The 15,273-nt window shown below is 68.7% G+C and carries 12 protein-coding genes and 2 tRNA genes; 10 read left to right on the top strand and 4 right to left on the bottom strand.

Features of this window, described 5'->3' with window-relative positions:
• Window positions 1–5: 5 nt before the first annotated feature.
• The 6 genes from recF to OG194_RS23410 all read left to right on the top strand — a co-directional run bounded on the left by recF (window position 6) and on the right by OG194_RS23410 (window position 7,799).
• The gene (recF, locus tag OG194_RS23435; RefSeq protein WP_327402786.1) at window positions 6–1,127 is read left to right on the top strand and encodes a DNA replication/repair protein RecF; all 1,122 of its coding nucleotides are present in this window, start codon (window positions 6–8) and stop codon (window positions 1,125–1,127) included.
• Window positions 1,124–1,672 (top strand): DUF721 domain-containing protein, encoded by a 549-nt coding sequence (locus OG194_RS23430; protein ID WP_327402785.1) that lies wholly within the window; start codon window positions 1,124–1,126, stop codon window positions 1,670–1,672. Before recF ends, OG194_RS23430 begins: the two co-directional genes overlap by 4 nt.
• A 352-nt stretch (window positions 1,673–2,024) precedes the next feature.
• Window positions 2,025–4,085 (top strand): DNA topoisomerase (ATP-hydrolyzing) subunit B, encoded by a 2,061-nt coding sequence (gene gyrB, locus OG194_RS23425; RefSeq protein ID WP_327402784.1) that lies wholly within the window; start codon window positions 2,025–2,027, stop codon window positions 4,083–4,085.
• A 42-nt stretch (window positions 4,086–4,127) separates the two neighbouring features.
• A complete protein-coding gene (gene gyrA, locus OG194_RS23420) occupies window positions 4,128–6,734 on the top strand; it encodes a DNA gyrase subunit A (RefSeq protein WP_327402783.1) in 2,607 nt (868 codons plus the stop codon).
• Window positions 6,735–6,752: 18 nt separating this feature from the next.
• Window positions 6,753–7,574 carry a DUF3566 domain-containing protein gene (locus OG194_RS23415; protein ID WP_327402782.1) on the top strand — a complete coding sequence of 274 codons (822 nt, stop codon included), beginning with the start codon at window positions 6,753–6,755 and terminating at the stop codon, window positions 7,572–7,574.
• Between the two features lie 148 nt (window positions 7,575–7,722).
• Window positions 7,723–7,799: transfer RNA gene (locus OG194_RS23410), tRNA-Ile, on the top strand.
• A 527-nt stretch (window positions 7,800–8,326) separates the two neighbouring features.
• Here the strand turns inward: OG194_RS23410 and OG194_RS23405 are convergent.
• Entirely contained in the window at window positions 8,327–8,671 is a 345-nt protein-coding gene (locus tag OG194_RS23405; RefSeq protein WP_327402781.1) for a DUF6344 domain-containing protein, read from the bottom strand.
• A gap of 337 nt (window positions 8,672–9,008) precedes the next feature.
• Between OG194_RS23405 and OG194_RS23400 the strand changes: the two genes are divergently transcribed.
• Window positions 9,009–9,137, top strand: coding sequence for a DLW-39 family protein (locus OG194_RS23400; RefSeq protein ID WP_003999697.1), 129 nt, complete (start codon window positions 9,009–9,011; stop codon window positions 9,135–9,137).
• A 140-nt stretch (window positions 9,138–9,277) separates the two neighbouring features.
• Entirely contained in the window at window positions 9,278–10,675 is a 1,398-nt protein-coding gene (locus OG194_RS23395) for a hypothetical protein (protein WP_327402780.1), read from the top strand.
• Window positions 10,676–10,710: 35 nt separating this feature from the next.
• Here the strand turns inward: OG194_RS23395 and OG194_RS23390 are convergent, their stop codons facing one another.
• Entirely contained in the window at window positions 10,711–12,225 is a 1,515-nt protein-coding gene (locus tag OG194_RS23390) for a serine/threonine-protein kinase (RefSeq protein ID WP_327402779.1), read from the bottom strand.
• Window positions 12,226–12,441: 216 nt separating this feature from the next.
• The gene (locus OG194_RS23385; protein ID WP_019055167.1) at window positions 12,442–12,990 is read right to left on the bottom strand and encodes a helix-turn-helix domain-containing protein; all 549 of its coding nucleotides are present in this window, start codon (window positions 12,988–12,990) and stop codon (window positions 12,442–12,444) included.
• Between the two features lie 180 nt (window positions 12,991–13,170).
• On the opposite strand from OG194_RS23385, the gene OG194_RS23380 reads away from it, so the two are divergent.
• Window positions 13,171–13,243: transfer RNA gene (locus OG194_RS23380), tRNA-Ala, on the top strand.
• 425 nt (window positions 13,244–13,668) lie between these two features.
• Here the strand turns inward: OG194_RS23380 and OG194_RS23375 are convergent.
• Window positions 13,669–14,370, bottom strand: coding sequence for a DUF5324 family protein (locus tag OG194_RS23375; RefSeq protein ID WP_327402778.1), 702 nt, complete (start codon window positions 14,368–14,370; stop codon window positions 13,669–13,671).
• Between the two features lie 320 nt (window positions 14,371–14,690).
• Here OG194_RS23375 and OG194_RS23370 point away from each other — a divergent pair, with 320 nt between their 5' ends.
• Window positions 14,691–15,218, top strand: coding sequence for a peptidylprolyl isomerase (locus OG194_RS23370; RefSeq protein WP_327402777.1), 528 nt, complete (start codon window positions 14,691–14,693; stop codon window positions 15,216–15,218).
• Window positions 15,219–15,273 lie beyond the last annotated feature (55 nt).

Below are 15,273 nucleotides of genomic sequence, written 5' to 3'. Positions count from 1 at the left end.
CGACCATGCACGTCACGCATCTGTCGCTGGCCGACTTCCGCTCGTACGCCGGGGTCGACGTCCCGCTCGACCCCGGCGTCACCGCTTTCGTGGGACCCAACGGGCAGGGCAAGACCAACCTCGTCGAGGCCATCGGCTACCTCGCCACCCTGGGCAGTCACCGCGTCTCCTCCGATGCCCCCCTCGTCCGCATGGGCGCCGAGCGCGCGATCATCCGGGCCCAGGTCAGGCAGGGCGAGCGGCAGCAGCTGGTCGAGCTGGAGCTGAACCCCGGCCGCGCCAACCGCGCCCGCATCAACCGGTCCTCGCAGGTCAGACCCCGTGACGTGCTGGGCATCGTACGGACCGTGCTGTTCGCGCCCGAGGACCTCGCCCTGGTGAAGGGCGATCCCGGGGAGCGGCGGCGGTTCCTGGACGAGCTGATCACCGCGCGCTCTCCGCGCATGGCCGGGGTCCGTTCCGACTACGAGCGGGTGCTCAAGCAGCGCAACACCCTCCTGAAGTCGGCCGCGTTGGCGCGGCGGCACGGCGGGCGGTCGATGGACCTGTCCACGCTCGACGTGTGGGATCAGCATCTCGCGCGCGTGGGCGCCGAGTTGCTCGCCCAGCGGCTCGATCTGATCGCCGCGATCCAGCCCCTCGCCGACAAGGCGTACGAGCAACTCGCCCCCGGTGGTGGTCCGGTGGCCCTGGAGTACAAGCCGTCGGCGCCCGGTGAGGCACACACGCGTGAAGACCTCTACGAGCAGTTGATGGCGGCGATCGCGGAGGCGCGCAAGCAGGAGATCGAGCGGGGCGTCACCCTCGTAGGACCGCATCGGGACGATTTGGTTCTCAAACTCGGTCAGTTGCCCGCCAAGGGGTACGCCTCGCACGGGGAGTCCTGGTCGTACGCGCTGGCGTTGCGGCTCGCGTCGTACGACCTGCTCCGGGGTGAGGGCAATGAGCCGGTGCTCGTGCTCGACGACGTGTTCGCGGAGCTGGACACGCGGCGTCGGGAGCGGCTGGCCGAGTTGGTGGCGCCCGGCGAGCAGGTGCTGGTGACGGCCGCGGTCGACGACGACGTACCGCATGTCCTGGCGGGGACGCGGTACAGCGTGGCGGAGGGGGCGGTGGAGCGCGTATGACGACGGATCAGCCCGCGGGCGGGGAACCCGCGCCCAAGAAGGCCGCCGAACCCTCCGGCGTCGACCTCGCGCGCGTGGCGCTGCGCGCCGCGAAAGAACAGGCACGCGCGCGTGGGGACGCGGCGCAGCAGAAGAAGCAGGCGCGGCGCGGCGGCCTGCGCTCCGGCGCGCGCGCCGACGGCCGCGACCCGATGGCCCTCGGTGCTGCGATCAACCGGCTGCTGAACGAGCGCGGCTGGGAGACGCCGGCCGCGGTGGGCGGGGTGATGGGCCGCTGGCCGCAGATCGTCGGCGAGGACCTGGCCAACCACTGCGTCCCGGAGAAGTACGACGAGGACGAGCGGGTCCTGATCGTGCGCTGCGACTCGACGGCCTGGGCGACGAACCTGCGTCTCCTCGCCCCGCAGCTGGTGGCCCGGCTGAACGAGGACCTGGGGCACGGCACGGTGAAGCTCCTCAAGGTGAACGGCCCTGGTGGGCCGCCCCGCCGCTACGGTCCCCTGCGCGCTCCCGGCAGCACGGGTCCCGGCGACACCTATGGGTGACTGACATCACAGCGCGGGCTCCGGCGGGTGAACGGACGCGGCTGCGAATACCGACCTGACCCCGGAGTAGCAAAGGGTTGACACCCGGAAGCGCTGAGTGCCTCCGTGAGCCTCTTTGAGCCCCGTTCCGCATATGGGGAGTCGGGAGAGACCGGTTGAGGGCGGCACATGAGGACTCAGGTACCGGCAAACCCCCATCCATGTCGGCGCTACCGGTAGACTGGAAGCAATCCCGCCCCACTTGTGGGACAGACACCGAGCAACGCTGACTAAGGCTTACCAACGCAACACGCCGCAGCCGCTCCGGCCACCAGCCTGAGCCTGGCTTGTGCTGTGCCAGAAAGGGCGCTTCGTGGCCGATTCCGGCAACCCCAACGAGAACATCCCCTCCACCGACGCCGGCGCCAACGGCGGGGCTCACACCTCGAACGGCGAGGTCACCGCCTCGTACGACGCCAGCGCCATCACCGTCCTCGAGGGCCTGGACGCGGTCCGCAAGCGACCCGGTATGTACATCGGCTCGACCGGCGAGCGCGGCCTGCACCACCTCGTGCAGGAAGTCGTCGACAACTCGGTCGACGAGGCGCTGGCCGGACACGCGGACACCATCGACGTCACGATCCTTCACGACGGTGGCGTGCGCGTCATCGACAACGGCCGAGGCATCCCGGTGGGCATCGTCCCGTCCGAGGGCAAGCCGGCCATCGAGGTCGTGCTGACGGTGCTGCACGCGGGCGGCAAGTTCGGGGGCGGCGGTTACGCGGTCTCCGGCGGTCTGCACGGCGTGGGCGTGTCCGTGGTGAACGCGCTGTCCAGCAAGGTCGCGGTCGAGGTCAGGACCGACGGCTACCGCTGGACGCAGGACTACAAGCTGGGCGTTCCGACCGCCCCGCTCGCGCAGCACGAGGCCACGGACGAGACCGGTACGTCGGTCACCTTCTGGGCCGACCCGGACGTCTTCGAGACCACCGAGTACTCCTTCGAGACGCTCTCGCGGCGCTTCCAGGAGATGGCGTTCCTCAACAAGGGTTTGACGATCAAACTCACTGACGAGCGCGAGGTGGCGAAGGCCACGGCCGGTGCCGACGAGGCGGGTGCGGACGAGAAGGACGACGTCAAGACCGTCACGTACCACTACGAGGGCGGCATCGTCGACTACGTGACGTACCTCAACTCCCGCAAGGGGGACGTGGTGCACCCGACCGTCATCGACCTGGAGGCGGAGGACAAGGACAAGAGCCTGTCCCTTGAGGTCGCGATGCAGTGGAACAGTGGTTACAGCGAGGGTGTGTACTCCTTCGCCAACATCATCCACACGCATGAGGGCGGCACGCACGAAGAGGGCTTCCGGGCCGCGCTGACGTCGCTGATCAACAAGTACGCGCGCGACAAGAAGCTGCTCCGCGAGAAGGACGACAACCTCACGGGCGACGACATCCGCGAGGGTCTGACCGCGATCATCTCGGTGAAGCTGGCCGAGCCGCAGTTCGAGGGCCAGACCAAGACCAAGCTCGGCAACACCGAAGCGAAGACCTTCGTACAGAAGGCGGTCTACGAGCACCTCAACGACTGGCTCGACCGCAACCCGAACGAGGCCTCGGACATCATCCGCAAGGGCATCCAGGCGGCCACCGCGCGCGTGGCGGCCCGCAAGGCCCGTGACCTCACCCGTCGCAAGGGTCTGCTGGAGACGGCTTCGCTGCCGGGCAAGCTGTCCGACTGCCAGTCGAACGACCCCACCAAGTGCGAGATCTTCATCGTCGAGGGTGACTCCGCCGGCGGCTCGGCCAAGTCCGGCCGGAACCCGCAGTACCAGGCGATCCTCCCGATCCGCGGAAAGATCCTCAACGTCGAGAAGGCCAGGATCGACAAGATCCTGCAGAACCAGGAGATCCAGGCACTGATCTCCGCCTTCGGCACCGGAGTCCACGAGGACTTCGACATCGCCAGGCTGCGCTATCACAAGATCATTCTGATGGCGGACGCCGACGTCGACGGTCAGCACATCAGCACCCTGCTGCTGACCTTCCTGTTCCGCTTCATGCGGCCGCTGGTCGAGGCCGGGCACGTGTTCCTGTCGCGTCCCCCGCTGTACAAGATCAAGTGGGGCCGTGACGACTTCGAGTACGCGTACTCGGACCGCGAGCGCGACGCCCTGATCGAGCTGGGCCGGCAGAGCGGCAAGCGCATCAAGGAAGACTCGATCCAGCGCTTCAAGGGTCTCGGCGAGATGAACGCCGAGGAGCTGCGCATCACCACGATGGACCAGGAGCACCGCGTCCTCGGCCAGGTCACCCTGGACGACGCCGCGCAGGCCGACGACCTGTTCTCGGTCCTCATGGGCGAGGACGTCGAGGCGCGCCGCCAGTTCATCCAGCGCAACGCCAAGGACGTCCGCTTCCTCGACATCTGAGTCGGTCTCAGCTGACCGCATCAGGAAGGATCTTCACCAGCAATGGCCGACGAGACCCCTAATTTTTCCACTGGTCCCAGCACGCCCGAAGAGGGCGTCATCGCTCAGCGCGTCGAGCCCGTAGGGCTTGAGACCGAGATGCAGCGCTCGTACCTCGACTACGCGATGTCCGTCATCGTGTCGCGAGCCCTGCCCGACGTCCGTGACGGCCTCAAGCCCGTCCACCGCCGCGTCCTGTACGCCATGTACGACGGCGGCTACCGGCCCGAGAAGGGCTTCTACAAGTGCGCCCGTGTCGTCGGCGACGTCATGGGCAACTACCACCCGCACGGCGACTCCTCGATCTACGACGCGCTGGTCCGCCTCGCGCAGCCGTGGTCGATGCGGATGCCGCTGGTGGACTCCAACGGCAACTTCGGCTCCCCGGGCAACGACCCCGCCGCCGCCATGCGCTACACCGAGTGCAAGCTGGCGCCGCTGTCCATGGAGATGGTCCGTGACATCGACGAGGAGACCGTCGACTTCACGGACAACTACGACGGCCGCTCCCAGGAGCCGACCGTCCTGCCGGCCCGCTTCCCGAACCTGCTGATCAACGGCTCGGCTGGCATCGCGGTCGGCATGGCCACCAACATCCCGCCGCACAACCTCCGTGAGGTCGCGGCGGGCGCCCAATGGTGCCTGGAGAACCCCGAGGCCTCCCACGAGGAGCTGCTGGACGCGCTGATCGAGCGCATCAAGGGCCCCGACTTCCCGACCGGCGCCCTCGTCGTCGGCCGCAAGGGCATCGAAGAGGCGTACCGCACCGGGCGCGGCTCGATCACCATGCGCGCGGTCGTCGAGGTCGAGGAGATCCAGAACCGCCAGTGCCTGGTGGTCACCGAACTCCCCTACCAGACCAACCCCGACAACCTTGCGCAGAAGATCGCCGACCTGGTGAAGGACGGCAAGGTCGGCGGCATCGCGGACGTCCGCGACGAGACGTCGTCCCGTACCGGCCAGCGCCTCGTCATCGTCCTCAAGAGGGACGCGGTCGCCAAGGTCGTACTGAACAACCTCTACAAGCACACGGACCTTCAGTCGAACTTCAGCGCCAACATGCTGGCCCTGGTCGACGGTGTGCCGAGGACGCTCTCCCTGGACGCGTTCATCCGGCACTGGGTGGCGCACCAGATCGAGGTCATCGTCCGCCGGACGAAGTTCCGGCTGCGCAAGGCCGAGGAGCGGGCGCACATCCTGCGTGGCCTCCTGAAGGCCCTGGACGCCATCGACGAGGTCATCGCGCTGATCCGGCGCAGCGACACCGTCGACATCGCGCGCACGGGCCTGATGGCCCTCCTGGAGATCGACGAGATCCAGGCGAACGCCATCCTGGAGATGCAGCTCCGCCGACTGGCCGCCCTGGAGCGCCAGAAGATCGTCCAGGAGCACGACGAACTCCAGGCGAAGATCACCGAGTACAACGCGATCCTGGCCTCCCCGGTCCGCCAGCGCGGCATCGTCAGCGAGGAACTCGCCGCGATCGTCGAGAAGTTCGGCGACGACCGCAAGACGATGCTGGTGCCCTTCGACGGCGACATGTCCATGGAGGACCTGATCGCCGAAGAGGACATCGTCGTCACCATCTCGCGCGGCGGCTACGTCAAGCGCACCAAGGCGGACGACTACCGCTCCCAGAAGCGCGGCGGCAAGGGCGTGCGCGGCACGAAGCTCAAGGAAGACGACATCGTCGACCACTTCTTCGTGTCGACGACCCACCACTGGCTGCTGTTCTTCACGAACAAGGGCCGCGTCTACCGCGCGAAGGCGTACGAACTCCCGGACGCCGGACGGGACGCGCGCGGGCAGCACGTCGCGAACCTGCTGGCCTTCCAGCCGGACGAGGCGATCGCCGAGATCCTCGCGATCCGCGACTACGAAGCGGCGCCCTACCTGATCCTCGCCACCAAGGGAGGCCTGGTGAAGAAGACGCCTCTGAAGGATTACGATTCGCCCCGCTCCGGCGGTGTCATCGCGATCAACCTCCGTGAGACGGAGGACGGTTCCGACGACGAACTGATCGGCGCCGAACTCGTCTCGAACGAGGACGATCTGCTGCTGATCAGCAAGAAGGCACAGTCGATCAGGTTCACGGCGACGGACGACGCACTGCGCCCCATGGGGCGTGCGACCTCCGGTGTCAAGGGCATGAGTTTCCGCGAGGGCGACCAGCTTCTCTCGATGAATGTTGTTCGACCCGGTACGTTCGTGTTCACTGCCACAGACGGCGGGTACGCGAAGCGGACCGCCGTCGACGAGTACCGCGTCCAGGGTCGCGGCGGCCTGGGTATCAAGGCCGCCAAGATCGTCGAGGACCGCGGTTCTCTCGTCGGCGCGCTGGTGGTCGAGGAGACCGACGAGATCCTCGCCATCACGCTGTCCGGCGGTGTGATTCGTACGCGAGTCAACGAGGTCAGGGAGACGGGCCGTGACACCATGGGCGTCCAACTGATCAACCTGGGCAAGCGCGATGCCGTCGTCGGTATCGCTCGTAACGCCGAGGCGGGACCCGAGGCGGAGGAAGTCGTCGGCGACGAAGCCGCCGACGAGACCACCGAGGGTGTCGCGACCACCGGCACGGACGAGGGTGACGCACCCTCGGACGAGTAGCACGAGGAGAGAGTCATCGTGAGCGGAGCCACGGGCGCCGGATCGACCGGTACGGACACGGACGGCGGCGGCCGTGGCTCCGCCGCGAACGCGACAGATCCGCACACGACCCAACTGCGTGCGATCGACGTGAAGAAGACGGACGCGCACTCGCCCGACTCGCATGGATCCCAGGGGGGAACTGTGACGGACACCCGAGGTCCGCAGACCCAGCAGCAGTCCGCTGGGGCGGGCCCGGCCGCGCCGGGCGCCAAGGCACCCGCTCAGGGCCAGGCACCGGCCCAGCCCGCCGCACCGGCCGCGCAGCCTGCGGGGTCCCCGCTGCCGGGTTCGCCCCTCCCGGGGGAGCGTCAGCCGCAGCAGGCCGCGGGGCCGTACCACCCGCCGCAGGCCTACCCGACGCAGGCGCCCGCCGCCGCTCAGAGCGGTGCCGTACGGCGGCCGCGCACGGGCGCGCGTACCGCGCCGCGTACCCGTAAGGCGCGGCTGCGGGTGGCCAAGGCCGACCCGTGGTCGGTGATGAAGGTCAGCTTCCTGCTCTCCATCGCGCTGGGCATCTGCACGGTCGTCGCGTCCGCGGTGCTGTGGATGGTCATGGACGCGATGGGCGTCTTCTCGACGGTCGGGGGCACGATCTCGGAGGCGACCGGCTCGAACGAGTCGAACGGCTTCGACCTGCAGTCCTTCCTGTCCCTCCCGCACGTCCTGACGTTCTCGGGGATCATCGCGGTCATCGACGTCGTCCTGGCCACGGCCCTCGCGACGCTCGGCGCGTTCATCTACAACCTCTCCGCCGGCTTCGTCGGCGGCATCGAGCTGACGCTCGCCGAGGACGAGTGAGAAGGCGGACGACAGGACGGGCGAGAAGTCGGGTGAACGCGGGTTGAAACCCCTCCCGGCGGTCCTGTGACTATCGATTTTGGGACTGCCCATGTCGTGCGCTAATCTTCAGGAGTCAGCGCGCGGGACACACTCCGCAAAGCGCGGCGGGGCTATAGCTCAGTTGGTTAGAGCGCATCCCTGATAAGGATGAGGCCACAGGTTCAAATCCTGTTAGCCCCACCAGCACGAAGACCCCCAACCGGTTGCGGTTGGGGGTTTTTGGCGTCCCCGGTTGGTTCAGGGTCGCGGAAGACTTCATGAAACCGCTGACCCGACGGGACGAAGTCGCCTGTGGATGATCCATGACGGCCGGCTCGTGGAAGCGCCGTTGCCGCGTGCCCGGCGGGACTCCTGGACGAATCACTACACAGGGGTGGTCGATCCGGATTGCCCCGGGATTCTGGTCCGCACGGACGGGCCGTTCGGTGGGGCCGGGGAGGGATGAGTCGTGGGCACGCCAGAAGACCCCCGGCCACGGTGGGCCAGGGGTTTTCTGGGTCCTCTGTGTTGTCTCTGGAGCTTTGTACGCAAGTTCGCCGCTGTGTCAGAGAGGGCGGACGGTCGGGCAGGTTGAGCAAGTTCGGTACGGCCAGGGAGACTCGCGGGCCGGGGTGTCGGCGCGCAGGTCGGTGCTGGAGGGGCCGAAGGCGGTGCTGGACGGGCCTGAGGTAGTGCTGGACGGGCCCGGGGTGGTGCTGGAGGGACTCGGGTCAGTGCTGGAGCGGGGCTCCCGGCTCCGCGTGGTCCGGCTCCGTCGCGTCGGCCGTCTCCGCGGTCTCGTCCGTGTCCGTCGGCGGGCGGTGGCGGCAGCTGGGGGACTTGCCGTGGGCCTCGGCGCGGATGCGTTGCTTCATCGTGGGGGGCAGCGACCTGGTGAAGGACAAGGGGGAGATCGCCGGTGTCGTCTCGGCGACCGTGCTGGTGCTCGCCGCCTCGGTCCGCTCAGTCGCGGCGGCGACCGTCGCGGTGACCGTGATGAGTCCGAGCGCCGTGCACAGTGCCAGGAAGCCGGTGACGAAGGCGTTCCACAACTTCTGGACCTTGATCTGGGCCATGGCCCCTCACTTTCAGGTTGGGCGATTTGCGTACTTTCCTCATGATGTGTATGGGGGTCGCGAAGTGGTGGACCGACGCCCATGGCGCGTCGATGTTCTGATGAACACCACTCGGATGGGTGTAAGAGGCAGTAAAACGGATGAAGATGCGCGAAAGGAGGGCGAAGTAACCGTCAGTGGGGATGTGATCACCCTCAGATCGGAGCGGTCCCGTCCGCTCCTACTGCGCTGTCCCGGGCCGGAGTTGACCCCGGACGCAGGTCACTGATCGGTCTCGGTCGGTGTGTATAGTCGGGCGACAGAGGTCCCCTACGTCAAGGAAAGACGAGGTCGCGCGGTGAAGAAGCTTCTCCTGGTCGCACTGGCCGCCATCGGCGGGCTCCTCGTGTACCGCCAGATCCAGGCGGATCGCGCCGAGCAGGATCTGTGGACGGAGGCGACCGACTCCGTGCCCACGGGTTCGTGAGTACCGAGATCCAGTTCTGAGCACGCCCCGACCGCCTGGCGGTCGGGGCTTTGTGTTGCGCCCCTGCCCTGGTGCGGGTACGGCCGCCACGACCCCGGCGTTTCGGACACTCGTCCGCATTGCCGGGATGCCACGCGCGCATGCGGGGCAGGATGGGCCACGTCCGGAGCAACGACGAGGGGTGGCGCGTGATGGGGCGGCGTACGGCGTGGTGGCGGACGACGCGGGCACAGGGCGGCCGTACGCCCGTCGCCGGGGCCGTACGACGTGTCGTGGTCCTTGCCGCGGTCCTGTGCGCGACGGCCGCCCTCACGGACCGGCCCGCCATGGCGGCAGCGTCGGCCGGCTCCTACGGCTACGACAAGGGCGACCGGGCTGTCGACGGAGCGACCGGTACCGCCGGCGCCGAAGAACTGAAACCCGGTGAGACGTACAGGAGTTCCCTCTCTAAGGGGGCCAGCGTCTACTACGGCCTTGATCTCGATGCCACGTCGAACGCCTATGTCTCCGTGACCGCGGTGCCTCCGGTGGGCACCACCGTCGCCGCCACCGACGGCATCAAGGTGTCGATGCGGAACGCGAAGGGCTCCGGCTGCACGTACCGGAGCGCCACCTTCGGGGCCGGCCGGAGTCCCCACCCCGTGGCCGCCTGGGCCGTGCGGGAGGCGGGCAAGGCGCTGTGCAAGGGGAGCGGCAAGTACTACGTGCTCGTCGAACGCGTCGACGCGTCGGACTCCTCGTCGGACACCTGGGGGCTGGAGCTCACCGCGGTGTCGGAACCCGCGCTGGCGCAGGCCGGCGCGACCGACGCGCCCCAGGTCTGGGACTCCGCGTCGCCCGAGGCCGTCACGGGGGAGGCGCGGCGCCGCGCGGGCGGGTCGGGCTTCGCCGGGGCGGTCGCCGTCGGGCAGGGCGCGTGGCGGGACGACATCGGACCGGGCCGGACCCTCTTCTACAAGGTGCCGGTCGACTGGGGCCAACAGCTGTCCGTCACGGCCGAGTTGGGCGCTTCCGACGGCGGTAGCGGCTATGTGAACCGCGCGCTGGACCTGGCGCTCTACAACCCCGTACGCGCCTCCGTCGACCAGGCCGGCCTCGGTTACCGGGGCAGCGAGAGGTCGGTGGCACTGGAGCCCCTGCCGCCCGTCGAGTACCGCAACCGCTACTCCGTCGTCGACCACGAGAACGGGATGCGCTTCGCCGGGTCGTACTACCTCGTCGTGCACCTCGACGCGCAACTGGCCGACGACTTCGGCCAGGGACCGTTCCCGGTGACCCTGCGCGTCCGCGTCGCCGGTACGGCGCACGGCGGTCCCGGGTACGCGGGCCGGCCCGATCCCCGGAACATCTTCGACGTCACCACACAGGACCGCGCCGCGGCCGTGACGGGGCCGGGGAGCGCCGGGGGCGGCGGCGACACCGCGATGAAGGTGCTCGCCGTGGCCGGGATCGGCGCCGGCACCGTGCTGCTGGCCACGCTCGGCGTGTGGACGGTGTCGGCCCGGCGCCGGGACCGGGCTTCGACGGCGGCCCCGTAACCGTCCCACCCTCACCCCGGTTCGGATCCCGCAGTTCAGATGCGGGTCAGCGCCCAGAACCCCACCGCATAACAGGCCAGCGCGAGCAGCAGCACCGGGATCACCACCTTCGCGGGCGGCCCGGGACGACGCCGTGCCCGCCTGCCGCGGTGCTGCGGAACCGGCGGCGCCGACGGTGGAACCTGCGGGACCTGAGCGGTGTATGAAGCAGTAGAGGGATCAGCACGTGGCTGGGGGGAGGACAGGACATGCGTGAGGTCATGGGGCGAGGAGTACTGGGGCGAGGGGTTCATGGGCGGCTGGTACTGGCCGCCCTGGTGGGCCTGGGCTGTCTGATGTGCTGCCTGCTGCTCCGCCTGTGCCTGGTCCGCCTGTTGTCCGTACGGGGCCTGCGGGGGCGGCAGATGGAAGCTGCCGGTGTCCGACATCGGGGACCGGGGCGGGGAAGTCGGCGGAGTCGGAATCGGCACGGGAGTCGGGGTCGGCTGGGAGACGATGCCCTGCCGTGGATCCACGGGTACGGAGTCCGTGCCGGGCCAGGCCGAGTCGAGACCCTCGCCGCTGGCACTGCCGGCATCGCCGACACCGGCGTCCAGGTCGTTCTCGGGATCGGAAGAGCCGGCCGACGAGGGAGTCGTCGTCGACCCCGTGTCCACCCCGGAAGCCCTCTTCAGCGGACCCTCGGGCGCGAACTCCGAAGGCAGCGGCCCGATTTGGTCGAAGATCTCGATCAGCTCGTCGTCGGGGCCGGGCTCGGGCAACAGCTCCGCGGCCGCCGCGAGCGCCTTGCGCGCCCCCGTGGCCGTCCGGAAGCGAGCCTGCGGATCGGGCTGGAGCAGCATTGCCACGACCTGCCACAGCGCCTCGGGAATGCCCTTGGGTGCCCCCGGAGTCCCATGCTCCGCGAAGTACTGCACCAGCGCCTTGGAGTCCGGCTTGGCCCCCTCCAGCAGGTACAGCGCCACCAGCCCTACGGCGAACAGGTCGGCGGGGAAGTCCGGCTCCGCGCCCATCATCTGCTCGGGCGCGAGGTAACCCGGCGTCCCCACCACGAGGTTGGTCTCCGTCAGGCGTGCCTCGCCCAGCCGCATCGCGATGCCGAAGTCGGACAGGCGCAGGCGCGGACGGGCCGTGCCGGTGGCTTCGAGGAGCAGGTTGGCGGGCTTGATGTCACGGTGCACGACACCTTCCGCGTGCACCGCGGCGAGACCGGAGAGGAGCTGGTCGAGCAGCGTGCAGACGAACGCGGGGGGCAGGGGACCGTAGTCCCCGATGAGATGGACGAGCGAACCGCCCGCCACCAGGTCCATGGTGAACAGGACCTTGTCGTCGTCGGCGGCCCAGCTGGCCGGTGCGAGCACATGGGGGTGGTCGATCCGCAGTGCCTGTTCTCGGACGAAGCGCAGCAGCGAGTGCGCGTCGCTCTGTTGCAGGACCTTGGCCGCCACATAGCGGCGACGCCGGTGGTCCCAGGCGCGCCAGACCGCGCCGACACCGCCGCGCCCGATCGGGTCGACCAGTTCGTACCGGCCGGCGAAGACCTCACCCATGGCTGTGCGTCGCTCCTCCCCCTTCGGCTACCCCCGTTGCTTCCCCCGGGACGAGCGATACGACTCCCCCTCACGGCAGTTCCTCATGGCACTCCCTAGCGGCGGTTCCGCATGGCTGTTCCGCACGTGCTTCCGATGAGCGGCACGACCCCCTCGTGCCCCTCGCGGGCTGCGTGCCCGGCTGCCGAACCCCCGATCGGCGGCCGGGCCGTGGGCTCAGCTCTGGTGGGACTGGTAGTGCGCGACCGCGTCCGAGGTGCGGCCGGCGCCGTACACCCGGAGGAACTCTGCCAGTTCGGGGTGGGTCGGGGCGAGGGTGTCAGCCGCGTCGATGATGTCGCCCGCGGCGGCCACCGAGCGCAGCAGCGACTGGATCTCGCGGACCACCCGCTTGACCGTGGGCGCTCCCGAACTGCTCGTCGTGGTCGTGGTGTTGCTGAGCACCGAGCCCCCCTGGGACTTCTTGATCTCGTCCATGCGCTCGGTCGCCTCGGCCGCGCTCACGCTGCCGTCCGCGACCTGTCCCGCCAGGTCCTGCAGCAACTGCACCCGCTGGACCACCGCGGGATTGCCGATCTTCGCCCGCTGACCGCTCATCAGCTGGGACAACATCGGCGCGGACAGTCCCAACACCCCCGCGAGACGAGCCTGGTTGAGCCCAAGATCGTCGATGAGCTTACGGAAGAGCGCCCCCAAAGGCTCCCCGTACCAATTCCGCTGCAGCTCCCGCGCTCTGGCGGTGGCTTCCTGCTGTGCGGCGTCCATTGCGTCTCCCCATCGCTTCCCCAAAACCGCGGTTCGCTCTAGCGAACCACGCCGAGCATCTTACGGAGAGTGGTCGTTCACCGGGACCCCCAAATTTTTGCGAGATACCCGGGGTGACCCGGTACGCTGGTCTCCGAAGCTCGCCGGTGTGTGGTTCTGCCGGTCGGACGCTTCTCTAGCGGGGCCTTAGCTCAGTTGGTAGAGCGCTGTCTTTGCATGGCAGATGTCAGGGGTTCGACTCCCCTAGGCTCCACATCCCGCACCGGCCGGTCGCCCTCAGTGGCGTCCGGCCGGTGTTTCTTTGTGTCGAGAGGTGACGTGCGTCACGTAGAGGGTGACTCTTCGTTGCAGTTGTTTGCGCAAATATCGGTTCCGGGTGGAGTCGGTAGGGTCTCGCGCCGGTCGTCGACCTGATGTGGGGACGGTGTGCCCGTGTGTGCGGGAGGTGTGTGAGCTGGTGTGAATTCGGATGCGTAATCAGGGGTGTGCGGTCCGTTAAGGGAGGCTGTGCGCTGCTTGTACACCTAAGGCGTTGCAAACGTCATCGCGGCAACTTGCGTAAATCAAGAAGTCAAGGGCGTTCGCCCGGGTCCGGGACTGTTCCACGTGAAACATCGCCGCGGGGCAGGAGACCCTCAAGTCTCCTGCCCCGCGGCGATGTTGACAGTGCGTCGGACGTCAGCGGTGTTCGTCGCTCTCGGCGGCCTCGTCCTCGGCCTGCTTGGCCTCGACCTCGGGGTCGAGTACGGCCTCGGGGCTGCCGTCCACCGAGGTGAGGTGACCCGTCTCGGGCACCTCGGTCGCGGCAGGCGGTTCGACCAGCCAGTCGGGGTTGGCCTGCTTGTCCCACCACTTCCAGGCGGCGAAAGCGCCGCCCGCCAGGATGCCCACAACCGCCAGCCCCTTCGCGAGCCGGCCGGCCCTCGCCCGCCGCTCGTGCTTGCGGACCAGCTTCTGGATCTCCTTGGGCGAGACCTGGCCGCGCAGCGCGGCGAACGCGGCCGCACCGCGTGCGGCGGCCTCGTCCTTGACCGGGCCCGCGGCGGCGACCGCCTGCTCGATCCTCGGCCGTGAGTACTCGGCGGCCTGCTGGGCAGCCTTGCGGGTACGGACGGCGGCTTCCTGGGCGGCCTGGTCGACCTTCGGCGGTACATGGGTGCGGGCCTGCTCCAGGCGCGGCACGACATGGGCGTCGTACTGGACGCGGGCCTGGTCTGCGGCCAGCGACACCTTGGGCGCGAGACGTACGCGTGCCTCATGGGCGTAGTACGAGGCCCTGTCCTTGGCCGTGTCGGCGTAGGGCGCCACCACTTCCGCGGCGTGCAGCACGCTGTCCTTCGCCGAGCCGGTCGCGGAGCGCACGCTGTCGATGCGGGTCACGGGGTTCCTCCTCCTCGGTGGCGGTACGGTATTTCGTCTATCCACCCATTTACGGATCATGCCTGCCAACGGACCGCGGGGCATGTAGAGGGCGGGCATCCGGGTCACGATCACGTGCAATTACGGATGAATCCGGGGGAACGGGAGCTTGTCATCGACAATGTCACGGATCCCCGCCCTGTGCCCCTGTCCCGGACCCACTCGGCCGGTTTTCCGCAAGCGGATCCTGTGGAAATGCCCCGAGAGAAGGCCGTCGGACGACGGGGCCCAGCGAGCGTGCGAGGATTTGGGGGTCACAGGAAGACAACGGAAGGCAGACCGTGGCCGAGCAGCTCTACGCCACCCTCAGGACCAGCCTCGGCGACATCGAAGTCCGGCTTCTGCCGAACCACGCGCCCAAGACGGTCAAGAACTTCGTCGAGCTCGCCACGGGCGAGCGGGAGTGGACCAACCCCACCACCGGTGAGAAGGCCGCGGCCAAGCTCTACGACGGTACGGTCTTCCACCGGGTGATCAAGGGCTTCATGATTCAGGGCGGGGACCCGCTGGGCAACGGCACGGGTGGCCCGGGCTACCAGTTCGAGGACGAGTTCCACCCCGACCTGCGTTTCGACAAGCCCTACCTGTTGGCCATGGCCAACGCCGGGCCGGGCACCAATGGCTCGCAGTTCTTCGTCACCGTCTCCCCGACGGCCTGGCTGACCCGCAAGCACACCATCTTCGGTGAGGTCACCGACGCGGCGAGCCAGAAGGTCGTGGACGCCATCGCGGCCGCCGACACCAACCCGCGCACCGACCGCCCGGTCAAGGACGTCGTCATCGAGTCGGTCGTCGTCGAGACCCGCTAGGGCCGGCCAGGGCCGGACAGGCCCGGGTTCCAGGGTTGACACCAGTACTTACCGC

The organism is Streptomyces sp. NBC_01288, from assembly GCF_035982055.1.
Classification (GTDB): Bacteria; Actinomycetota; Actinomycetes; order Streptomycetales; family Streptomycetaceae; genus Streptomyces.
The sequence above is the reverse complement of the archived record's forward strand: the minus strand, read 5'-3'. Positions and strand labels throughout refer to the sequence as shown.